Genomic DNA, 21,335 nt, shown 5'->3' with positions numbered 1-21,335 from the left:
ATCGAGTTCGGCTTGTACGCCCATGCGCAAGTTGCCGAGCATGAATGCGATCAGTGTCGGCAGAGTGAGCTTGCGCTGACGGGTGAAAGCGGCGGGACGTTCGGGATGGCGAGCAAGATCGTGAAAGACCTTGGTGTGCAAATATTCGGTAAGCGAAGCGAACAAATCGGACAGGGGCATGAGAGCCAAGCGAAGATCGAAGAACGATCCTCTATTGGCCGCCGCCCTGCTTGCGCTAAACAGCCAGCGCAAGCAGGGCGGCGGCCCCTCGAACCTCGTCATCTGTCAAGGGTTCGCGGGGGGAATTGCGATTTTATTGGCGGCTTAACTTGGATGGATTGGGTACGCCGTGGGGGCGGCGTGAGGCAGTCCGGGCCGTCAACGGGCTGAGTATCCACAACAAGAAGTGACAAAAATGACAGGGTTTCAGGGGGAAGCCGCGCCGCATATCTATGTGCCGGTGCGCATCAAGTTCGCGGTCGCGCTGGCCGTGGCAGTGGGCTGGACGGCCTTTTCGGTGTGGATGGCGCAGCAGTGGATGTCCGACCTGACCAGCAGGGTCGGCGTGGTGGCCGCCGCGCTGCTGGTGGGCGGCATTGCCATTGTCCCCGGCTTCATGAACGCTTTCCTGGTTGCCAGCCTGGCCATGGACCGCCGGCCCCCGCGCCGGCCGCTGGACGACTACCCGCCGCTTACCATCCTGATCGCGGCCTACAACGAAGAAGCGTCGATCCTGGATACGCTGGCCAGCATCGAGCGGCAGCACTATCCCGCGCCGTTGCAGGTGATCGTCATCAACGACGGCTCGCGCGACGCCACCGCGTCGCTGGTGCGCGGCGCCGAGGTCAGGTACCCGTGGCTGCGCCTGCTCGACATGCCCAGGAACGGCGGCAAGGCAAAGGCGCTGAACGCCGGGCTGAAGCTCGCGCTGAACGAGCTGGTAGTCACCGTCGACGCCGACTCCTACCTGCAGAAGCTGGCGCTGGTCAGCATTGTCGAGCGCTATCGCCAGGATCCGCCCAATACCCGCGCCGTGGCCGGCAAGATCCTGGTGCGCAATTCGCGCCAGAACTGGCTGACGCAGTGCCAGGAATGGGACTATTTCCAGGGCATCGCCGCGATCAAGCGCATGCAGTCGCTGTACCAGGGCACGCTGGTCGCGCAGGGCGCGTTCTCGATCTACGACCGCCACGCGCTGCTGGAAGTGGGGGGCTGGGAAGACTGCGTCGGCGAGGACATCGTGCTGACCTGGGCGCTGCTGAAGGCCGGCTATCGCGTCGGGCACTGCGAGGACGCCTGCATCTTCACCAACGTTCCCGACAACTTGCGCCAGTTCGTGCGCCAGCGCCAGCGCTGGGCGCGCGGCATGATGGAGGCTTTCCGCCAGCACCCCGGGATCCTGCTGGTGCCGCGCATGTCGACCTTCTTCGTCTACTGGAACCTGCTGTACCCATGGCTGGACCTGGCCTTTACGCTGGGCTTCGTTCCCGGCATCGTGCTGGCGCTGTTCGGCTACTACTGGATCGCGGGGCCGATGACGCTGGCGCTGTTGCCGCTGGCGGTGCTGATGAGCGTGCTGATGTTCACGATCGAACGGCGCATGTTCGACCGGCTCGGCCTCAAGGTCAGGCGCAACCGCCTCGGCCTGTGCATTTACGTGATTTTCTACAGCCTGCTGCTCCAGCCCGCGAGCGTGCTCGGCTATATCGACGAACTCTTCCAGACGCGCAAGACCTGGGGTACCAAGTGAAACGATTCGGCTTTGTGTTGGTCTGTGCGGTGCTTGGTTGCCTGGGTGCGAAGACGGCGGTAGCGGAGGAAGAAAAGGCCCTTGACCAGGGCTTCGGCCCGGAATTCCTGGCCACCAACGACAGCGAAGGCTTCCGCTCGCGCCGCCTGTCGGTCGAATACCTGCCCAGCATCCGGCACGCCGACCATCTGTTCGGCCTGCGCGCCAGCGACTATCGCTACAGCCAGGCCGGCTGGGCCCGGCACGGGCAAAAGGTGAGCGTGTTCGGGCGGCAACTGGATCCGGCCACGCTCAACGGCTGGGCCTTTGACGCGGGCGTGTTCACCCAGGGCGGGCATACGCTGCTGACGTTGGATGGTGGCTACCGGCTGCCGCTGGCAAAGCGCACCGCGCTGGAAGTCTTTATCAACCGCGACTGGGTCGAGACCCAGGCCGCGCTCGACCGCGGAGTGTCCTATACCTTTGCCGGCGTGGCGCTGGACCAGGGCATCGGCCCGCACGTGACGCTGGTGGGTGTGGCCGGACAGCAGTATTTCTCCGACGGCAACCGCCGCGACCACGGCCGCGTGCGGTTGATCTACCAGCCGTCGCTCGACCTCGGCCTGACGCTGCAGGCGCGCTTGCGCGCCTATCGCAGCACCCAGGACGACGTGGGCCGCGCGTACTTCAACCCCGAGCACTATTCGGAGACCATGCTGGCGATCGGCTGGCGCCAGCGCTACCAGGGCTGGATGGGCGCGCTGGTGGCGGGCCTGGGGCGCGAAAAGATCGACGACTCCCCGCTCCAGCCCACCCGGCTGTTCGAAGTCAGCCTGCAGAGCCCCGTGCGCGGCGCGCAGTCGCTGCGCCTGCGCGCCGGCTACAACCGCAGCGCCTCCTATAGCGGCCCCAAATATCACTATCGCTATTTGATGGGCGAATGGATCATCCGCTTCTGAGTCGTGCCTGAGCGGCTCGCCGGCTTTTCGGCCGCCGCTATGCCAGCTCCCCGCCGCGCCGGTTCCGCCTCCCCGCGATCGTTGCCATTGGCCGGTTTTTCGCCACGGATCGATGGCCGATCCCGGCATGTTGCGCCATGCCCCTCGTCGTGAGCCTCGACGGCGGGTGTCGCTGTTAGGTAACATTGCAGCTTCCGGCTTGCTTCGGCCACGCTTGCCGCGCGATTGACCATGGGCCGCGCCCGCCAGGGTGGATATCAGAGCAGCCGTCAGTATTGCCCGGCTGCGCAGTCGCAGTGGCAGTCGCAGTAGGCAGGGGGGAGTGGATGAGAATTGCCTCGGTGGAGGACGATCCGGATCAGGCCGAGCTGATCCGGCAGATTTTGGGCGAGGCCGGTTTCGAGTGCGAATCGTTCGCCAATGGCGCCGATTTCCTGCGCGCGCTGCGCGAACAGGCGTTTGACCTGCTGATGGTCGACTGGCAGCTGCCCGGCACCAGCGGCTATGAACTGGTGAGCTGGGTGCGCCAGAAGTCCGGCAACATGCCGCCGATCCTGTTTGTCACCAGCCGTACCGGCGAGGCCGACATCGTCGCCGGCCTGAGCGTCGGCGCCGACGACTACATGCTCAAGCCCATCCGCGCCGGCGAGCTGGTCGCGCGCGTGCGCTCGCTGCTGCGCCGCGCCTATCCTGAGGCCGCGCAGGAAGTCGAGCTGATCCGGCGCGGCAACTACACCGTGGATCCCCATACCCGCGCCGTCACCGTTGGCGGCCAGGCGGTGCAGCTGTCGCCGCGCGAATATGAGCTGGCCCTGTTCCTGTTCCGCAATACCGGGCGCCTGCTGGCGCGCGAGGTGGTGGAACAGGCGGTCTGGGGCCGCGCCATGGGCGCCGGCTCGCGCACGCTCGATACCCATATCTCGCGGCTGCGGCTGAAGCTGGCGCTGCGCCCCGAAAACGGCGTGCGGCTGACGTCCGTGTACTCGCACGGCTATCGCTTTGAGGAAATTTCCGCTGCCGACGCGGAAGCTGATGAGGCCGGGGCGGATGCGTAAGTGGATTGGCGCGGCCGCGCTGGCCTGGGTGGCCGGCGTGGCGGGTCCGGCCCAGGCCGGGCCGGCGGGCGCGGAGGGCGCCGATTTCCTGTACCTGGTGGAGCCGGGCGATACCCTGATCGGGCTGGCCGAGCGCTACATGGCGTCGCCCGATGGCTGGCGCACGCTGCAGCGGCTCAACCGCGTGGCGGACCCTTACCGGCTCGTGCCCGGCACGCGGCTGCGCATCCCGCTGAACCAGATCCCGGAGCAGGCAGCGTCGGCGCGCGTGGTTTATGTCAACGGCGAAGTGCGCGCGAACGGCCGTCCGGTGCAGGTGGGCATGTCGCTGGACGAATCGGCACGGATCGAGACCCCGGCGACCGGCTCGGTCACGCTCGAACTGCCGGACCGAAGCCGCATCACGCTGCCGCCAAATACCACGGTCGTCGTGCGCCGCCTGCGTACGTTCGCGCGCAGCGGCCTGACCGATGCCGTGATCCGTATCGACCAGGGCGGCGCCGATACCCGCGTGGCGCCCGAGGGCGGCGGCGTGGGCCGCTTCGAGCTGCATACGCCGATGATGGTCACGGGTGTGCGCGGCACCAGCTACCGGATCGCGGCCGATGCCGCCGGCAGCCGCAGCGAGGTGCTGGAAGGCCGCGTCGGCGTCAGCCCGGCGCGCCAGGCCAGGCCTGTACCCGACGGCCGCGCCATGTCGGCGGCGGCGCAAGTGAGCGCCGGCTATGGCGTCGGCGTGTCTGACCGTGGCCGGCTGTCGCAGCCGGTGGCGCTGTTGCCGGCGCCGGTGTTGCTGCCCCCGGCCGATACCGTGCTGGGCCCGGCCTTCGACGCCGCCTGGCAGCCGGTGCCCGGCGCCAGTGCATACCGCGTCACGGTGGCGCGCGACGCGGCGCTGACAGAGCTGGCCTGGAGCGGCACCACCACCGACACCCGCGCGCGGCCGGAGGGGCTGCCGGAAGGCACGCTCCATCTTGCCGTCAGCGCCATCGATGGCAACCGGCTGACCGGCATTGCCGCGCAGGCGCCGGTGGCCGTGCGGCTGAACCCCCCGGCGCCGTTCACGCTGCAGCCCGCCGCGGATGCGGTGCGCTATGGCGAGACGGTGGCGTTCGCCTGGGCGACGGTGCCCAGCGCCGCCAGTTATGAACTGGCCGTGGCCGCAGATGCCGGGTTTGCCGGCGAGGTCGCACTGCACCCCGCCGCCCAGCCCGCAAGCGCGCTGCCGCAGGCGCCCGGCCAGTACTGGTGGCGCGTACGCAGCGTCGACGCCGGGGGGCGGCCGGGCCCCTGGTCGGCGCCGGTCGCTTATCGCGTCGAGCCGCCGGGCCCGGTGCCGTCGATGCAGGACAACGGCAAGACGCTGCAGATCGGCTGGCCCGCCGACCGTAGCGCGAATACCGGCTACCGGGTCCAGTTGTCGGCCGATGCCGGCTTCGCCACGCTGCTGGCGGACCAGCACAGCGAAACCAACGCCATCGAGCTGCCGCGTCCGGCGCCCGGCATCTACTACGTGCGGGTCGCCCGCGCGGCGCAAGGCAAGGTGCCTGAGCCGGCGGCGTTCTCCGCGCCGCAGCGCATCGAGATCTTCACCTTCCTGATGGACGGCACTGGCGGTCCCATCGGCGCCGGTGGCGCGACGGGCGGCGGGACGGGTGGCGGGACGGGTGGCGGGACGGGTGGCGGTGGCCGCATCCGCCTCCACTGAGCCCGCCGCGGCGCCTGAACCAGGCGCGCCGGCCGCACCGGGCCGTGCCTTCGGCCGCCGCACGCTGGCCGAATGGTGCGTGCTGGTCGCGGCAGCGCTGGCCCTGGTGCTGCTGGCCGCGCGCCAGGGCTGGACCGAGCGCGCCGACCTGGCCGCCTACGATACCGCTATCGCCGCCCAGCACCATCCCGCCCGCGACGACATCGTCATTGTCGCCATCGACGATGCCAGCATCACCGCCATCGGCCGCTGGCCCTGGCGCCGCGCGGTGCTGGGGCAGCTGGTCGAGCGCATTGCCGCCGGCGGTCCGCGCGTGATCGGCGTCGACGTGATCCTGTCGGAGCGCGACACCCGCTATCCGCAGGACGACGCGCTGCTGGCGCGCAGCCTGGCGCAGGCGGGCAACGTGGTGCTGCCGGTGGTGGCCGAGCCCGGTAGCGGCGGCATGCTGGTGCGCTACCCGCTGGCCGGGCTGGGCGCCGCGGTCGGCCATATCAACATGGTGGTCGATACCGACGGCGTGGCGCGCCAGGTCTGGCTGCGCGAAGGGCCGCGGCCGGTCGAGTCCGCCGGCGTGCCGCACCTTGCGGCGGTGATGGCCGACATGCCGGCAGACCCGCAACGCGCGCCGCGCGCGCTGGACAGCTACCGCCAGGAAGCCGCTCGCGTCACCGAAAGCAACGGCTGGGAGCGCAGCGGCCGCGTGCGCATTCCCTACGCCGGCCCGCCCGGCACCTTTGCGCGCGTGTCGGCGCGCGACGTGCTGGAAGGCCGCGTCGATCCCGCGCGCTTTGCCGGCAAGGCGGTGCTGGTCGGCGCCATGGCCACCGGCATGGGCGACGTGCTGCCGACGCCGGTGTCGCGCGACGGCCGCGGCATGAGCGGCGTCGAGATCCTGGCCAATACGCTGCAGGCGCTGACCGACGGCGACGCCATCCTGGCCGTGCCGCGCGGCTGGCAGCTGGCGGGGACGCTGCTGGCGGTATTGCTGGCGGCGCTGGCCGCGCTGCGGCTGCCGCCGCGCGGCGCGCTGGTCGCCACCGGGCTGCTGCTGGCGGCCCTGCTGTGCGGCTCGCTGGCGCTGCTCGCGCTGGCACGGCTCTGGTTCGCCCCGGCCGCGGCAGCGCTCGGCTGCCTGCTGTTCTACCCGCTGTGGGCATGGCGCCGCCAGGAAGCGGCGCTGCGCTTTCTGACCGACGAACTCGCGCGGCTGGAGCGTGAGCCGGGACTGATGCCGGCGCCGCACTACACCGGCGCCACGCTGGACAGCCGCATGCGCGCCGTCTATGGCATGAGCGCCAGGCTGCGCGGCATGCGCCGCTTCCTTTCCGACGGCCTGGAAAGCCTGCCCGATGCCACCGCCATCTGCGACCTGGCGGGCGGCGTGATGCTGGCCAACCGCCGCTGCGTCGCGCTGGCGCCGGCGGTGCTCGGGGACGCGGCCGGGGCAGGCGATGCCAGCCAGCCGCGTCCACCGATCCGCGACTTGATCGAGGCACTGTTCCCGGCGCCGGCGCCCGCGCTGGCGTACTGGCACGCGCTGCATGGCCGACACGCCGGGGTCCGCCCCATGCAGGATCCGGTCCCCGAGGGCGGCATCGAGGTATCGGGGCGCGGCGACCGCCGCTACCTGCTGCACGGCGCGCCGCTGCACGGGGAGTCCGGCGCGGTGGCGGGCCTGATCTTCAGCGTCACCGACATCACGGCGATCCGCGTGGCCGAGCGTCAGCGCGAGCAGATGCTGCGCTTCCTGTCGCATGACATGCGCTCGCCGCAGGCATCGATCCTGGCGCTGATCGAGCTGCACGAGCGCCGCGCCCGTGGCGACGCCGGCAATGCCGGCGACAGCAACAGCGCCGTGCTGCACCGCATCGCCGTCCATGCGCGCCGCACCATGACGCTGGCCGACGATTTCATCAGCGTGGCGCGCGCCGAGTCGCAGTCGCTGGCCTTTACCGAAGTCGAGCTCGGCGGCCTGGTGCTGGATGCCACCGACCAGCTGTGGGCTCTGGCCAGCGCCCGCAGCGTGTCGCTGCAGGTCGACCTGCCCGACGAGCCCGCCGTGCTGCGTGGCGAGCCCGCGCTGCTGGTGCGCGCCATCGCCAACGTGGTCAGCAACGCCATCAAGTTCAGCCCGCACGGTGCCGAGGTGGCGGTGACGCTGACGCATGCAGGCGAGCATTTCGTGATTGCGGTGCAGGACCATGGCCCCGGCATCGAGGTGGCCGACCAGGCGCGGCTGTTCGAGCCCTTCGTGCGCCTGCATGAGGGCCGGCGGGGCGCGCCGGACGGCACGGGGCTGGGCCTGGTGCTGGTGCGCGCCGTGTCCGAGCGGCATGGCGGCAAAGTCACGGTGCAAAGCGCGGCAGGTGCCGGCGCGACATTCCGGATCGAATTGCCGGCCGGTTAAGGGCGGGGCCATGACCGCGCGGGCCAGGGCAGCGCAGGTCGGAGCAGCGCAGGTCGGAGTAGCGCAGGTCGGAGCAGTGCGGCGTTCGCCGACACAATTGTTGCCATTCGAGCAGGGCGGAATTGCGTAGCATCGAACCGCCGCTGGAGCCGCATCCGGCGGCTTTTGCGCCCTTGCCAGCTTCCCCCAACGGCCTTACTGGCTCGGGCGGTTTTTTTTTGCGCGCCGTGCAGCCTGCAGGCATCACGCCCGCACGGTATCCGGTTCGCGCCGCGCGCGGAACGTCAGCACGAAGCGCGTCCTGCCCGCGGCCGACTCGGCGGCGATGGCGCCGCCGTGCGCGGCCATGATCGCCTGCGTGATCGCCAGGCCCAAGCCGGTGCCCTCCGAATCCGGCCGCGCGCGCGACTTGTCGGCGCGCGAAAAGCGGTCGAACAGCGACGGCAGGAATTCGGGCGGAATGGTTTCGCCTTCGTTTTCGACCACGATATCCAGCGCCTCCGCGCCTTCCTGCGCGTCGGCGCGCGACGCGATCGTCACCATGATCGGCTTGCCCGCTGTGGCGTGCCGCAGCGCGTTGGACAGCACGTTGCTGAGCGCGCGCCGCACCATCAGCCGGTCGCCGGTGATGCGGCCGCTGCCGTGCTGCCGCAGCTGCACGCCCTTGTCCTCCGCCAGCGCATCGTAGAAGTCGAACAGCGCGGCGACTTCCTGCTCGACCGCGATGGGCTCGGCGCTGGGCAGCGTGATGCCGTGTTCCATCTTGGCCAGGAACAGCATGTCGGACACCATGCGCGAGAGCCGCTGCAGCTCCTCGGCGTTGGACGCCAGCACCTCGCGGTACTTGGCCGCATCGCGCGGCTGCGACAGCACCACGTCGGTCTGCGTCATCAGGTTGGTGATGGGCGTGCGCAACTCATGCGCCAGGTCCGACGAGAATTCCGACAGGCGCCTGAAGTCGTCCTGCAGCCGCGCCAGCATGGCATTGAGCGTGGCGGCCAGGTCGGCCATTTCCACCGGCACCGCCTCCACCGGCATGCGCTCGTCGAGCTTTTGCGCGGTGACCGTGCGCGCGCGCGATGCCATGGTGCGCAGCGGCGCGAGTCCGCGGTGCGCCGCCCACCATCCCAGCAACCCGCTGGCCAGTGCCGCCAGCGCGGTGTAGAGGGCCAGCGACTGGCGGAACGCGTGCATGAAGTGCGCATGCAGTGCGGTGTCCATGCCGACCACGATGCGCAGCGCGCCGGCACCCGGCACCTGCGCCGCGGCGCGCAAGCCGCGGTAGGCCTGTCCACGCTGCTCCCAGGCGAAGGTATCGCGGTCCGCCGGCAGCGCCGCGGCAGTGGCCTGCGCGGGGCCGAAATCGAAACCGTGCGTGGCGTACACGCGTTGGCCATCTGCGTTGCGCACCTCGGCGACGAAGCCGGGATGGTGCTCCAGTGCCTGTCCCAGCCGCTGCGGCAGCGACGCCATCGGGCCTTCGGCCGCGATCTTGCGGACCAGGCGCACGTTGTCGTCCAGCACGGCATAGTCTTCGTCGGCGAAATGGCTGTCCATCGCCAGCCAGATCAGCACGCCCAGCCCCAGCAGCACCGCCGCCGACGACAGCGAAAACAGGATCGTGAGCCGCGCCGTCAGCGACAGCCGCGCCTTCATGCTGCAGCCTCCGGGTCGGGCTCCTCCAGCACGTAGCCCATGCCGCGCACGGTCTGGATCAGCCGCGGCTCGAAGCCGTCGTCGATCTTGGCGCGCAGGCGGCGGATGGCCACGTCGATCACGTTGCTGTCGCTGTCGAAGTTCATGTCCCACACCTGCGAGGCGATCAGCGAGCGCGGCAGCACTTCGCCGCGGCGCCGCGCCAGCAGCTCGAGCAGCGCGAACTCCTTGCTGGTCAGCGTGATGCGGCGCCCGGCGCGGGTGGCGCGCCGGCGGCCCAGGTCGAGCACAAGGTCGGCCACCTGGATCCGGTCGAGCGCCATCTGCGCACCGCCGCGGCGCAGCAGAGTGCGTACGCGCGCCAGCAGTTCGGAGAAGGCGAAGGGCTTGACCAGGTAGTCGTCGGCGCCCAGCTCCAGCCCCTTGACGCGGTCGGCCACGCTGTCGCGCGCGGTCAGGAACAGCACCGGCACGGCGATTTCGGCGGCGCGCAGTGCCTGCACGATGCGCCAGCCGTCCATGTCCGGCAGCATCACGTCGAGGATGACGAGGTCATAGGGCTCGGTCATGGCCAGGTGCTGGCCGTCCAGCCCGTTGTGCACCAGGTCGACGACAAAGCCTGCTTCCGTCAGGCCCTGGCGAAGATATTCCCCGGTCTTGGACTCGTCTTCCACTACCAGCAGTTTCATCGGCCCGGATTCCTTGTATTCGATGGTTGCGGCAACTCTACGCGCGCGCGGCGCGCGTGAACATGACCGGAAGATTACCGGATTGTCATGTTCCGGTCAGGCGAGGGTAGGGTGGCGCTGGCTACGCTTGCCTTGCCTTGATCGACAACTTGAAGCCATGCGACGCCACCGACCTACGGGCCTCTTGCTGCCCACGCCTCCCGACTTGCCACGCCGCCGTTTCGTCCAGGGACTGGTGGCCGGCAGCGTGGTCGCCGGGCTGGCGGGGTTTGGCGGCACCAGCGCGCTGGCCGGCACGCCCGACCGCGCCACCGCAGCCGCGGCGGCAGGAACCGCGCCGGTGCTGCGCGGCACCGAGTTCGACCTCGTGATCGGCGAGTCGCTGGTCAACTTCACCGGCAAGCCGACGGTGGCGACCACCATCAACGGCATGCTGCCGGGCCCGACGCTGCGCTGGCGCGAAGGCGACACCGTCACCATCCGCGTCACCAACCGGCTGCGTGAGGCGACCTCGATCCACTGGCACGGCATCATCCTGCCGTTCGGGATGGACGGCGTACCGGGCATCAGCTTTGCCGGCATCGCCCCTGGCGAGACCTTTACCTATCGCTTCAAGGTCGCGCAGCAGGGCAGCTACTGGTACCACTCGCACTCCGGTTTCCAGGAGATGACCGGGGTCTACGGCGGCATCGTCATCGACCCGGCCGCGGGTCGTGAGCACGGACACGCCGACCGCGACTACACCGTGCTGCTGTCCGACTGGACCGACGAAGACCCGATGCGGGTGCTGACCAAGCTCAAGGTGCAGAGCGACTACTACAACTACAACCAGCCTACCGCCGTCGACTTCTTCCGCGACGCGGCGCGTGACGGGATCAGGCAGGCGCTGGACAAGCGCCGCATGTGGAACCAGATGCGGATGAGCCCGACGGATCTCGCGGACCTGTCCGGCACCACACTGACCTACCTGACCAACGGCGTCACGCCGGCCGGCAACTGGACCGGGCTGTTCCGCCGCGGCGAGACCGTGCGCCTGCGCTTTATCAACGGCTCGGGCAATACCTTCTATGACGTGCGTATCCCGGGGCTGAAGCTGCGCGTGGTGCAGGCCGACGGGCAGGATCTGGAACCGGTCACCGTCGACGAATTCCGCTTCGGCCCCGGCGAGACCTGCGACGTCGTGGTCGCGCCGCAGGACGACGCCTACACCGTCTTCGCGCAGGCGATGGACCGCACCGGCTATGCGCGCGGCACGCTGGCCGTGCGCGAAGGATTGTCGGCGCCCGTGCCCGCGCCCGACAAGCCGGAGTGGCTGAGCATGGCGGACATGATGGGCGACATGGGGGGCACGGGCCATGGCGGAGCGCATGGCATGGACCACAGTCAGCACGGCATGGACCACAGTCAGCACGGCATGGACCATAGCCAGCACGGCATGGCCACGATGGCGGCCGAGCCGTCCCTCAAGGTGCCGAGCAAGGTTGCGCGCCATGCCCGCACCGAGTATGGCGCCGGCACCGACATGCGCGTCGACATGGCGCGCACCAACCTCGACGATCCCGGCATCGGCCTGCGCAACAACGGCCGGCGCGTGCTGACGCTGGCTGACCAGCACACCATCGGCGGCCCGATGGACCCGCGCGGCCCGGGCCGCGAAGTCGAACTGCACCTGACCGGCAACATGGAGCGCTACACGTGGTCGTTCGACGGCGTGGAGTTCGGCAAGTCGACGCCGGTTTATTTCAAGTACGGAGAACGGCTGCGCGTGATCCTGCATAACGACACCATGATGACGCACCCCATGCACCTGCACGGCATGTGGAGCGAACTGGAAGCGCCGGACGGCAGCTTCCAGGCGCGCCGCCACACCATCGCCGTGCAGCCGGCGCAGCGCATCAGCTTCCTCGTCACCGCCGATGCGCTGGGACGCTGGGCCTGGCATTGCCACCTGATGATGCATATGGATGCGGGCATGTTCCGCGAAGTGGTGGTGGCGTGATGACGGTAATGAAGAAGACTTCCCGTTCGCTGGCCAGGCCCGCCACCCGCGTCGCTGCCGCCGTGCTGGCACTGGCTGCGATGGGTGCCGCGTCGGCACAGGATCCGCATGCGGGCCACCAGGGCCATCAAGGCCAGCAGGCGCAGCAGGCGCAGCAGGAGCACCAGGGTCATGGTGAGCCGGCGCAAGACGCCTCCCCGATGCAAGGCATGGAGCCGATGCAGCCCATGGAGCCCATGGAGCCCATGCAGCCCATGCAGCCCGTGCAGTCCATGGAACCCATGCAGTCCACGCAGCCGATGCAGCAATCCGGCGCGATGGATCACGGCGACATGAAGATGCAGGGCGGCAGCGCCCCGCCCGATGCGCGCGATCCGCACGCGTATTCCGGTGGCTACCAGCTCGGCACCGGCAAGTACGCGCTGGGCGACAAGCGCCAGCTGATGATGGCCGACGAGCACCTGTTCGCCTCGGTGCTGGTCGACCGGCTTGAGTGGGCCCATGCCAGCGGTGAAAACGCCGCGGCCTACGAGGCGCAGGCGTGGTTCGGCAACAGCTACGACAAGCTCGTGCTGAAGGCCGAAGGCGAGGCCGCGAAGGGAAAGATGCATGAGGCCCGCACGGAACTGCTCTGGGGTCATGCCGTGGCCAGCTACTGGGATACCCAGCTGGGCCTGCGCAACGATGCCGGCAGCGGCCGCCCCGCGCGCAACTGGCTGGCATTCGGCATCCAGGGGCTGGCGCCGTACTGGTTCGAGGTCGATGCCACCGCCTACGTCGGCACCAGCGGTCGCACTGCTTTGCGGCTTGCCGCCGAGTACGAGCTGCTGCTGACCCAGCGCCTGATCCTGCAGCCGCGCATCGAAGCGAACCTGTACGGCAAGAACGACCCCGAGACCGGCATCGGCAGCGGCCTGTCCAGCGGCACCGTGGGCGTGCGCCTGCGCTATGAGTTCACCCGTCAGTTCGCGCCGTATATCGGCGTCGAGCGCTACCAGGCCTTCGGCAACACGGCGGACATGATCCGCACCGCCGGCGGCCGCGCCGGCGAGACGCGCTTCGTGGCCGGCGTGCGCATGTGGTTCTGAGCAGCCGCGATTTTTTTTCCCCTTACCAATACGGAGCAGTGCCATGCGAATCAAGCGCCCCCTGATCGCCACCCTTGCCGCCGCGGCCACCGCGCTGGCCAGCAGCGCGGCCCTCGCGCATCCCAGGCTGGTGACGTCCTTGCCCGCCGACAAGGCCGAGGTGGCCGCGCCGCAGAAGATCGAGCTGACCTTCTCGGAAGACCTCGTCACGCAGTTCTCCGGCGCCAACCTGGTGATGACCGGCATGCCCGGCATGGCCAACCACGCGCCGATGAAGATGGCAGCAAGGGTGTCCGCCAGCAGCGACCCCAAGACCATGGTGATCACGCCGGCGCAGCCGCTGCCCGCTGGCAGCTACCGCGTCGAATGGCGCGCCGTGTCGGCCGACACGCATCCCGTCACCGGCAATTTCTCCTTCACCGTCAAGTGATGGCGGGTCATGGACTGGCTCGCCGTCGCGCTGCGCCTGGCGCTCTACATCGTGCTGGGCCTGGCGTTCGGCCTGCCGCTGTTCTGCCTGACCGGTCTGCGGCGCGGTGAACACGGTGCGCGGTTTGCCGCGCAGTGCCGCGCCATTGCGCTCGGGTGCGCGCTGGCCGGCACCGTGCTTTCCCTCGCGGCGCTGGTGGTGATGGCCAGGACGATGAGCGGCGCGGCGTCGTACGCCGCACTGGACCGCGATGTCTTCGGCATGATCCTGACCGGCACGGCGTATGGCATGGCGTGGTCGGTGCGCGTGGCGGCGCTGGTGCTGTGCCTGCCAGCGGTGCTGGCGCTGCGCGCGCGGCCCGTGGCGCAGGCCGTATTGCTGGCGATGCTGTCGGCGGCGGCGCTGGCATCGCTGCCCTGGGGCGGCCACGGTGCGATGAGCGAGGGCGTCGGCCATTACGTGCACCTGGCCGCCGACACCGCGCACCTGCTTGCCGCGGGCGCGTGGGCCGGTGCGCTGGCCGGCTTCGTGCTGCTGTCGCGGGCACGGCCGGGATCCGATGCCGCCGCGTGGTCGCTGCTCAGTCGCACGGCCAACGGCTTCGCCCGTATCGGCACCGGCATTGTTGTCACGCTGGTGCTGACCGGCGCGCTGAACTACGGTTTCGTGGTCGGGGCCGCGCTGCCGGACTTCTCCGTCACCGCATACGGTGGCTTGCTGGCCGCCAAGCTCGCGTTGTTCATGTCGATGCTGGCCCTGGCCGCGGCCAATCGTTTCCGCCACGCGCCGCGGCTGGCGCAGGCATTGCAAGCGGGCCAGCCCGCCAAGGCGGTGCTCGCGCTGCGGCGCAGCGTGGCGCTGGAAGCGGCTGCGGGCACGGCGGTGCTGGCGCTGGTCGCGGCCCTGGGCACGCTGTCGCCCGCAATGAGCTGATCCAGTCCTCCTCCTCGGCCGGTTGCCGGGTGGTGCGGTTCCGGCGCCGGCCGGCGCGTGGGGCGTCCCCCCTCAGACGTAGGCGATCAGGCGCCCGGCACAGATCACCAGCACCCACGTCACCACCGACACGATGGCACTGATGCGCGCGCCGGCCGGCGGCGCGCGCTCCACGTCCCAGCCGAGCCGGCTGTCATGCAGACGCCGGTACGGCACGGTGTGGAACCACGCGACGTTGAGCAGTGCCAGCGCGACCAGGCACAGCTTGGCGAGGAAGGCGGGATTGGTGGCCAGTTCGTCCGCATGCGCCATGAACAGCAACACGCCGCTGGCGGCGACGGCGACAAAGGCCGCTACCGTGAACGGCAGTGCGTGGCGCAGCAGCAGGCTGACCGGCAGCCGGCGCCCGAGCCCGGCCAGGCGCATGTCGACCACGACGATGGAGCCGAACAGCAGCGCCATGCCGGCGAGATGGACGATCTCCACCGCCGGGTAGGCCCACGCGGAGGAGCGCAGCGCGGCTGCGAATGGCAGCCGCGCCAGGCCGGCGGCCCATTCACCCCATTGCGCCAGCAGTGCCGCCATGGCGCGCGTGGCGGCTCAGCGCAGTTCGACGGTCTTGCCGTCCACGGTGATGCGCTCGGCGCGCAGCTCGTCGGCCTTTTCCTTGCTGGCATAGCCGACCAGCGTCACCTCGCGGCCCACGGCGACCTTGTCGGCGGTGGCGCCGCGCGCTTCCATGCGCGACACCGGCGCGAGGATGGCCAGCCAGCGCTTGCCGCCCGCATCGATGCGGATGTGCGCGTGCGGGTTCTCGTAGTGGCTCTCGACGATCTTGCCGGTCAGCGTCAGGGGCTTGGTCTCGTCGTAGGTCGACCAGCCGTGGTGGGCCAGGGCCGGTACAGCGGCCAGCGCCAGCGTGGCGCTGGCGGCGAGGATCAGCGAGCGGAAGCGGTTCGGCATGGGGCGGACTCCGGTCAGTTGCTGCGCAGGGTGCTGGGTCAGGTGCAGTATAGGCGGCGCTGGACCGCCTCGCAGGCCCGCGTCACGGCCGGCAGCTGTCCGCGCGCTGCACCAGCCGGTGCAGGCTCGGGCTCATGGGCTTGAGCGCGGCACGCTCGGCCGTCAGCGCGATGGCCAGGCTGCGGCGGCCGGCGCGCAGCGCCGACTCGAGCAGCGTCAGGCCGATCACGTCGCGCTGCGCATGGCTGCCGCCGAAGCGATGGGCGATCAGCCGCACCGGCAGCAGCAGGTCGATCGCGCCGGCGTAGTCGCCCTCTTCGAACGCGATCAGCGCATCGGCCACCGGCAGGCCCACGTCGCGCGCCATCATGGCGTTGGTGCCGTTGCCCAGTGCGGCGCGCTCGAGTGCGGCGCGCAACTGGTCGACGGCCGCAGGCCGGTGCGCGCCCAGGCTCGCCATCACCGCGTGGACGTCGTTGAAGGCGTAGTAGCCGGCCGCGCCGCGGCCCAGCCAGTCGTCCGCCACCGGCTGCCAGCGCGTGCCCACGTCGACGCCGCGCAGGTGCAGCCGCCACAGCAGCGCGGACGCGTCCACCAGATCCAGCGCGATCGCCGGCGCCGGGCGGCTGATCTCGGCGTCGTACAGCGCCAGCACGTCGTCGGTGTTGCCGGCTTCGAGCTGGAACAATGCCAGGTGCCACCAGTTGTGCACGGCCAGCATGTTGTCCTCGGACCAATCCTCGCGGCGCGTGTTCAGCCAGGCGATGCCGTCGTCCAGCCGGCCCTGCATCTCCATCACGTGCGCCACCGCGTGCACGGCCCACGGGTCGCGCGGGTTCAGTTCCAGCGCGCGCCGGCCGCTTTCCTCGGCGCGGCCATAGAGCTGGGTTTCCTCCAGCCCGAACGCATGCATGCCGAGCAGGTAGCCGTAGCCCGGCATGCGGTCGTCCCAGTGCGGCAGCACCTGCGCGATGCGGTCGCGCAGCATCGACGACTGGCCCAGCAGGAAGTCGCCGAGGTGCGCCACCTGGATCGCCAGCAGGTCACGTGGGTAGTCGACCACGATCTCGCCATAGAGCCGCAGCGAGCGCTCGAACTCGCCGTCCAGCCACGCGCGCGCCGCGGCCAGGTGGCGCCGCTCGCGCTCGTTCAGCCCGGCGAGCGCCTCGCCGGCTTCCACGCTGTCGCGCAGCATGGGCTCGGCCGTGCCGTCGCCGGCGGTCAGCATCAGGCCGGCGCGCAAGGCATGGCCCATGGCGAAGCCGGGATCGGCGTCTAGCGCGGTGTCGATAACGCCGAGCGGGTCGCCGTAGAAGCCATTCAGCAGTCGCAGTGCCGTTTCGTACAGCGCGACCGAGTGCGCGTTTTGGGTGGAGACCGCGAGATCCCTTGAGTCCGTCAATGCCATGGCATCCTCCGTGCGGCCCGGCCGCGCCGGGACTGTCAGAATCATCGTAGACCGCAAAACGGTGCATGCAACGGGACCCGTGTCGCAATCCGGCACATACGCCGCATACGTCGCATGGCGCAGGCCGCCTGTGCGCCATCGGGCGCTGGCGGGCAAGCGGGATGCCGGCCTAAGTTACACTGCCGTACCCCATTCATCTCCACGCCACGACAACACGATGGCCTTTCCCATGAAAACTCTCGCGCTTCTTGTCGGCTCCCTGACCCTTGCCTGCGCCGCTGCTTCTGCCATGGCGGTGGGGCCGGCGGCTTCCGCGCCCGCTGCCCCCGCCGCTCCCGCGGCGCCGCAGACGCTGCCTTCGGGCATGACCATCCAGCACCTGGTCAAGGGCACCGGCGCTTCGCCCAAGGCCACCGACTCGGTGCAGGTCCACTACCGCGGCACGCTCGCCGACGGCACCGAGTTCGACAGCTCGTTCAAGCGCGGCCAGCCGATCTCGTTCCCGCTTAACCGCGTGATCCCGTGCTGGACCGAAGGCGTGCAGGCGATGCAGGTGGGCGGCAAGGCCAAGCTGACCTGCCCGGCCTCGACGGCCTACGGCGCGCGCGGCGTGCCGGGCACGATCCCGCCGAACGCGACGCTGACGTTCGAGGTGGTGCTGCTGGGTATCGGCAGCTGATCCGGGCGCAGGCGCCGCGTCAGCGCGGCGCCACCGGCTGCGTCGGCGCCGGCGCAGCGGCTGGCGCGGCCGGCTTGCTTTCCTTGTTGTCGCCCTTGTCCTTGCCGTCCGCGTTGTCCGCGTCGTCCTCGTCGCCATAGTCGGGCAGCGCCGTGCCTTCCCCCAGCAGGTAGCGCCTGCGCTGCAGGTACGCGTCGCGCACGAACGCATACTTGTCCAGCGCCGCCAGCGCCAGCAGGTCGGTCGCGCCCAGCAGGTTGGTGCGCACGTCGACCACGTTGGCGGCAAACAGCGAATTCCGTACCGCCGGTTCGGCATAGGTAATGGGATCGAACTGGAAATTCACATACAGGCCTACGCCGTCGCGGAACGAACTCGGGCCGAACAGTGGCAGCACCAGGTACGGCCCCGACGGCACGCCCCATGTGCCCAGCGTCAGCCCGAAATCCTGCGAACGCTTTTCCAGGCCGGCCGGCGTGGCGATATCGATCAGCCCGCCCAGCCCGAGCACGGAATTGACCGCGACCCGCATAAAGCTTTCCGCTGCCGCCACGCCCTTGCCCTGCAGCAGGTTGTTGGCAAAGTTGCCCACGTCGGCAAGATTCGAGAAGAAGTTGCTGACGGCGGTGCGCACCGGCTCCGGCGTGACCGCCTTGTAGCCCTGCGCGACCGGCTTGGCCACGTACTGGTCGAGCTTGTCGTTGACCGTGAACACGGCGCGGTTCATCGGTTCGAGCGGATCGTCCGGGTTGGCCTGCGGGCCGGTGGCGCAGCCGGCGAGCAGGGCCGCGGCAGCGGCAGTGGTGGCAAGGGAAATGGCAGGCGAGCGCGGGCGGGTGCGGAAAGGCATCGTACAAAAAGGGCGCGGCAAGTCGTGAACGCTCAGGGGGCGGGCGCGGCGGGTTTGTCTTGGCCGGGACGCGTCTCTTCGCGCGGGCGGCCCATCAGGATCGGCTGGAAGAACACCGCGCCCACCAGCGTGCACAACAGCGCCAGCGCCAGCAGCTTGCCCATGCTGGCGGTGCCCGGATGGTGCGACAGCCACAGGCTGCCGAAGGCGGTGGCGGTGGTGGCGGCGCTGTACAGCACGGCATGCGTCAGGCTCGATTGCAGCAGCTTGGTCTTGCCGTGCCGCCAGGCGATCACGTAGTAGATCTTGAAGGCCACGCCGATGCCCAGCAGCAGCGGCAGCGCGATCACGTTGGCGAAGTTCAGCGCAATGCCGGACACTACGCACAGCTCCAGCGTGACCACGGCCGACACCAGCAGCGGCACCAGGGTGCGCAGCACGTCGCCGAAGCGGCGCAGCGTGATCCACAGCAGCAGCGTGATCGACAGCACCGCCCAGGCGCCGGCCTGCGCGAACGCCGTCATGATGGTGTCGGCCGAGCCGCGCACGGCGATGGGGCCGCCGGTGGCGGCAGGCTCCACGCGCTGCACCGCGGCGATAAAGCGGTCCAGCGAGGCCTCGCGCTGCGCGCTGCCTGCCGGCGCCAGCTTCGGGCTGACACTGACCAGTGCGCGGCCATCGGACGTGACCCAGTCGCCCACCAGCGCCGGCGGCAGTGTTTCGCGGGTGACCGGCCGCGGGCTGAGCGCGAGCTTCAGCCGGGCCAGCGCCAGCTGCAGCGGCAGCGCGATGGCGCGCTCGGCGCGGTCGCGCGTGGCGGCGTTGGCTCCGGCGAGTTTCTTCAGCGTAGCCGACAGGTGCGCGGCTTCGGCCGCGCCGGGGCCGGGATGCTCGTCGGCGGCGATGGCGAGCTGGCGCGCCGCGTTGCGCAACGCATTGACGCGGGCGGTGTCGTTCGCGGGCGTGGCGGTGGGCTGCGCGAGCGCCGGCATCAGCGCGGCCGACGCCTGCGCAATCGCCTGCAGCTTGGGCTGCTGGTCGTCGGGGATAAAGCTCTGCAGCGTGACCGCGCGCGCCACCTCCGGCAAGGCCGCGAGCCGGGCGGCGCTGTCGCGCGCCGCCTGCAGCGACGGCGCCAGCACGCTGACGTCCTCGGTGCCGGCCTGCGGCGCGTCCTTCAGCGCCAGCAGCGTCGCCATCGATTCCGATTGCGGGTCTTTCAGGTGCAGCGGGTCGAAATCGAAACGCAGGTTCGGCAGCAGCGGTGCGCCGGCGAGGATGGCCAGCAGCGTCACCAGCAGCACCGGCTTGCGGTAGCGCTCGAAGAACAGGTCCGCCGGCGCCAGCCAGGCAAAGCCGGGCGCCTCGGCTTCGCCACCGGGCCGCAGCACGCTGATCAGCGCCGGCAGCAGCGTGAAGGTGGTGGCGAACGCGACCATCATGCCGACGCCGGCGATCAGGCCCAGCTCGGCCACGCCGCGGTAGTCGGTCGGCAGGAAGCAGAAGAACGCCGCCGCGGTCGCGGCCGCAGCCAGCGCCAGCGGCGCGCCGACCGCGTGCGCGGCCATCCCCAGCGCCTCGACCGCATGGTCGCGGTCATGGCGCTCGGCACGGTAGCGCACGCCGAACTGGATGCCGAAGTCCACGCCGAGGCCGACGAACAGCACCGCGAACGCCACCGAGATCATGTTCAGCGCGCCCACCATGGCCAGCCCCAGCGCCGCGGTGATCAGCAGCCCGGCGAACAGGCTTGCCAGCACGGCCACGATCAGCCGCGCCGAACGCAGCGCCAGCCACAGGATCAGCACCACCACCAGCACGGTCAGCACACCGTTGAGCACGGCGCCGTCGCTGACCGAGGCAAATTCATCGTCGGCCAGCGCCTGCGGACCGGTCAGCCGCACCGTTGCCTGGTAGCGCTGCGCCAGCTGCAGGTCTGCGGCCGCCTGCCGGATCGCGCGCGAGGCTGCGGCACCGGCCTGCAAGTCGCTGTAGTCGAGCACCGGGCTGACGGAGACGTAGCTGTAGGCATGGCCGTCCGGGCCGGGCTTGAGGCTGTCGTCGACCAGTCCGGCCCACGACAGCGCCGCGGGCTTGCCGGCCAGCACCTGGTCCAGTGCCTGCGCGCTGCTGCCGAGCAGCTTCGCCATGTCGCCAAGCTTGACCTGGCCCATCTGCAACGGCAGCGTCAGCATGGTGGTGAGGGTATCCGAGAGGCCACGCAGCGTGGGGTCGTGCGCCAGCGCGCCGACCAGCGGGCGCGCCTGCACGAGTTGCTGCGACAACTGGCGGACTTCGTCGGGACTGGCGAACAGCAGCCCGTTGCGCGCGAAGAACGCCCCGCCGCCAGGCTGGCTGACCGCGGTGAAGCGCGCCGGCTGGCGGCGCAGCGCCTCTGCCAGCGCATCGGCGGCGGCATCGGCCAGTTCCGCCGCGGGCGCCTGGACCACCGCCAGGATCAGCTGGTTGCGTTGCGGGAAGGCATTGGCGATGGCGGCATCGCGTTGCGCCCACGGCGCGTCTGATTCAAGCAGGCGGCTGATGTCCGTATTGATCGCAAAGTTGCGCGCCACGTAGACGCCGCTGGCCGCGGTCAGCACTGCCGCCAGCATGATGATCCGCCAGGGCCAGGCCGTGGCGAACCGGACGATGCGTGTCAGCAGCGAAGTCAGCATGGGCGGATCCGGAAGGAGCACGAACCGCGAGTATATCGGCTGGCGGCGTGGCGCATGCGGCATGCGGGGCGGAGTTGGGGCGGGACCGTTCCGCTATACTGGCC

At 70.1% G+C, this 21,335-nt stretch carries 18 protein-coding genes and 1 pseudogene; 11 read left to right on the top strand and 8 right to left on the bottom strand.

The features are described 5' to 3' along the window. Positions 1-180, bottom strand: a pseudogene (locus K309_RS40495) (IS4 family transposase); the annotation flags it as partial. On the opposite strand from K309_RS40495, the gene K309_RS43210 reads away from it, so the two are divergent. From K309_RS43210 to K309_RS0127700, 6 genes are all read left to right on the top strand, one after another. Then, the gene (locus K309_RS43210; RefSeq protein ID WP_156914528.1) at positions 179-328 is read left to right on the top strand and encodes a hypothetical protein; all 150 of its coding nucleotides are present in this window, start codon (positions 179-181) and stop codon (positions 326-328) included. The pseudogene K309_RS40495 and the gene K309_RS43210 sit on opposite strands and share 2 nt — an antisense overlap. A gap of 87 nt (positions 329-415) precedes the next feature. After that, on the top strand, positions 416-1,750 hold the full coding sequence (locus K309_RS0127720; RefSeq protein ID WP_084402571.1) for a glycosyltransferase family 2 protein: 1,335 nt from the start codon (positions 416-418) through the stop codon (positions 1,748-1,750). Then, positions 1,747-2,688: a hypothetical protein gene (locus K309_RS0127715; RefSeq protein WP_051320640.1), complete on the top strand. Its 942-nt coding sequence runs from the start codon at positions 1,747-1,749 to the stop codon at positions 2,686-2,688. Before K309_RS0127720 ends, K309_RS0127715 begins: the two co-directional genes overlap by 4 nt. Before the next feature lie 326 nt (positions 2,689-3,014). Next, a complete protein-coding gene (locus K309_RS0127710; RefSeq protein WP_029049404.1) occupies positions 3,015-3,743 on the top strand; it encodes a response regulator transcription factor in 729 nt (242 codons plus the stop codon). Continuing rightward, entirely contained in the window at positions 3,736-5,451 is a 1,716-nt protein-coding gene (locus tag K309_RS37645) for a FecR domain-containing protein (RefSeq protein ID WP_084402572.1), read from the top strand. Before K309_RS0127710 ends, K309_RS37645 begins: the two co-directional genes overlap by 8 nt. Then, positions 5,429-7,861, top strand: a complete 2,433-nt coding sequence (locus tag K309_RS0127700; RefSeq protein ID WP_029049403.1) for a CHASE2 domain-containing protein — start codon at positions 5,429-5,431, stop codon at positions 7,859-7,861. The genes K309_RS37645 and K309_RS0127700 overlap by 23 nt, the downstream gene beginning before the upstream one ends. 243 nt (positions 7,862-8,104) lie before the next feature. On the opposite strand, the gene K309_RS0127695 is transcribed toward K309_RS0127700, so the two are convergent. Together K309_RS0127695 and K309_RS0127690 are read right to left on the bottom strand one after the other, a co-directional pair. Then, positions 8,105-9,517, bottom strand: a complete 1,413-nt coding sequence (locus K309_RS0127695) for a heavy metal sensor histidine kinase (RefSeq protein ID WP_029049402.1) — start codon at positions 9,515-9,517, stop codon at positions 8,105-8,107. After that, on the bottom strand, positions 9,514-10,206 hold the full coding sequence (locus tag K309_RS0127690) for a heavy metal response regulator transcription factor (RefSeq protein ID WP_029049401.1): 693 nt from the start codon (positions 10,204-10,206) through the stop codon (positions 9,514-9,516). The genes K309_RS0127695 and K309_RS0127690 overlap by 4 nt, the downstream gene beginning before the upstream one ends. Positions 10,207-10,363: 157 nt before the next feature. Here K309_RS0127690 and K309_RS0127685 point away from each other — a divergent pair, with 157 nt between their 5' ends. The 4 genes from K309_RS0127685 to copD are packed head-to-tail and all read left to right on the top strand — an operon-like array spanning position 10,364 to position 14,656. After that, complete coding sequence (locus tag K309_RS0127685; RefSeq protein WP_029049400.1) at positions 10,364-12,205, top strand: copper resistance system multicopper oxidase; 1,842 nt, start codon at positions 10,364-10,366, stop codon at positions 12,203-12,205. 8 nt (positions 12,206-12,213) lie between these two features. Then, entirely contained in the window at positions 12,214-13,293 is a 1,080-nt protein-coding gene (locus tag K309_RS0127680) for a copper resistance protein B (protein ID WP_035878478.1), read from the top strand. A gap of 43 nt (positions 13,294-13,336) precedes the next feature. After that, entirely contained in the window at positions 13,337-13,723 is a 387-nt protein-coding gene (gene copC, locus K309_RS0127675) for a copper homeostasis periplasmic binding protein CopC (protein WP_029049398.1), read from the top strand. A gap of 9 nt (positions 13,724-13,732) precedes the next feature. Continuing rightward, positions 13,733-14,656 (top strand): copper homeostasis membrane protein CopD, encoded by a 924-nt coding sequence (gene copD / locus K309_RS0127670; protein ID WP_029049397.1) that lies wholly within the window; start codon positions 13,733-13,735, stop codon positions 14,654-14,656. A 72-nt stretch (positions 14,657-14,728) separates the two neighbouring features. On the opposite strand, the gene K309_RS0127665 is transcribed toward copD, so the two are convergent. The 3 genes from K309_RS0127665 to K309_RS0127655 all read right to left on the bottom strand — a co-directional run bounded on the left by K309_RS0127665 (position 14,729) and on the right by K309_RS0127655 (position 17,027). Continuing rightward, positions 14,729-15,241 carry a DUF6644 family protein gene (locus K309_RS0127665; protein WP_029049396.1) on the bottom strand — a complete coding sequence of 171 codons (513 nt, stop codon included), beginning with the start codon at positions 15,239-15,241 and terminating at the stop codon, positions 14,729-14,731. 15 nt (positions 15,242-15,256) lie between these two features. Continuing rightward, positions 15,257-15,619, bottom strand: a complete 363-nt coding sequence (locus K309_RS0127660; RefSeq protein WP_035878477.1) for a DUF6152 family protein — start codon at positions 15,617-15,619, stop codon at positions 15,257-15,259. 82 nt (positions 15,620-15,701) lie between these two features. Beyond that, positions 15,702-17,027 carry a tetratricopeptide repeat protein gene (locus tag K309_RS0127655; protein WP_029049394.1) on the bottom strand — a complete coding sequence of 442 codons (1,326 nt, stop codon included), beginning with the start codon at positions 17,025-17,027 and terminating at the stop codon, positions 15,702-15,704. Positions 17,028-17,256: 229 nt separating this feature from the next. On the opposite strand from K309_RS0127655, the gene K309_RS0127650 reads away from it, so the two are divergent. Then, on the top strand, positions 17,257-17,706 hold the full coding sequence (locus K309_RS0127650; protein WP_029049393.1) for an FKBP-type peptidyl-prolyl cis-trans isomerase: 450 nt from the start codon (positions 17,257-17,259) through the stop codon (positions 17,704-17,706). Positions 17,707-17,725: 19 nt separating this feature from the next. Here K309_RS0127650 and K309_RS0127645 read toward each other — a convergent pair whose 3' ends face one another. After that, positions 17,726-18,556, bottom strand: a complete 831-nt coding sequence (locus K309_RS0127645) for an MlaA family lipoprotein (RefSeq protein ID WP_029049392.1) — start codon at positions 18,554-18,556, stop codon at positions 17,726-17,728. Positions 18,557-18,588: 32 nt separating this feature from the next. Then, complete coding sequence (gene hpnN, locus K309_RS37640; RefSeq protein ID WP_035878483.1) at positions 18,589-21,231, bottom strand: hopanoid transporter HpnN; 2,643 nt, start codon at positions 21,229-21,231, stop codon at positions 18,589-18,591. Between the last annotated feature and the right edge of the window lie 104 nt (positions 21,232-21,335).

The sequence above is a fragment of the Cupriavidus phytohabitans genome (assembly GCF_000426345.1).
Taxonomy (GTDB): Bacteria; Pseudomonadota; Gammaproteobacteria; order Burkholderiales; family Burkholderiaceae; genus Cupriavidus.
Note: the sequence above shows the minus strand (reverse complement) of the source record. Positions and strands in the feature narration are given on the sequence as shown.

Bases quoted from the DNA above. Each gene is read 5' to 3' on its own strand.
- K309_RS0127690 (WP_029049401.1), bottom strand. From the start codon at position 10,206: ATGAAACTGCTGGTAGTGGAAGACGAGTCCAAGACCGGGGAATATCTT.
- K309_RS0127710 (WP_029049404.1), top strand. From the start codon at position 3,015: ATGAGAATTGCCTCGGTGGAGGACGATCCGGATCAGGCCGAGCTGATC.
- hpnN (WP_035878483.1), bottom strand. From the start codon at position 21,231: ATGCTGACTTCGCTGCTGACACGCATCGTCCGGTTCGCCACGGCCTGG.
- K309_RS0127665 (WP_029049396.1), bottom strand. From the start codon at position 15,241: ATGGCGGCACTGCTGGCGCAATGGGGTGAATGGGCCGCCGGCCTGGCG.
- K309_RS37645 (WP_084402572.1), top strand. From the start codon at position 3,736: ATGCGTAAGTGGATTGGCGCGGCCGCGCTGGCCTGGGTGGCCGGCGTG.
- K309_RS0127645 (WP_029049392.1), bottom strand. From the start codon at position 18,556: ATGCCTTTCCGCACCCGCCCGCGCTCGCCTGCCATTTCCCTTGCCACC.
- K309_RS0127660 (WP_035878477.1), bottom strand. From the start codon at position 15,619: ATGCCGAACCGCTTCCGCTCGCTGATCCTCGCCGCCAGCGCCACGCTG.
- K309_RS0127695 (WP_029049402.1), bottom strand. From the start codon at position 9,517: ATGAAGGCGCGGCTGTCGCTGACGGCGCGGCTCACGATCCTGTTTTCG.
- K309_RS43210 (WP_156914528.1), top strand. From the start codon at position 179: ATGAGAGCCAAGCGAAGATCGAAGAACGATCCTCTATTGGCCGCCGCC.
- K309_RS0127650 (WP_029049393.1), top strand. From the start codon at position 17,257: ATGAAAACTCTCGCGCTTCTTGTCGGCTCCCTGACCCTTGCCTGCGCC.
- K309_RS0127720 (WP_084402571.1), top strand. From the start codon at position 416: ATGACAGGGTTTCAGGGGGAAGCCGCGCCGCATATCTATGTGCCGGTG.
- K309_RS0127655 (WP_029049394.1), bottom strand. From the start codon at position 17,027: ATGGCATTGACGGACTCAAGGGATCTCGCGGTCTCCACCCAAAACGCG.
- copD (WP_029049397.1), top strand. From the start codon at position 13,733: ATGGACTGGCTCGCCGTCGCGCTGCGCCTGGCGCTCTACATCGTGCTG.
- K309_RS0127680 (WP_035878478.1), top strand. From the start codon at position 12,214: ATGAAGAAGACTTCCCGTTCGCTGGCCAGGCCCGCCACCCGCGTCGCT.
- copC (WP_029049398.1), top strand. From the start codon at position 13,337: ATGCGAATCAAGCGCCCCCTGATCGCCACCCTTGCCGCCGCGGCCACC.
- K309_RS0127685 (WP_029049400.1), top strand. From the start codon at position 10,364: ATGCGACGCCACCGACCTACGGGCCTCTTGCTGCCCACGCCTCCCGAC.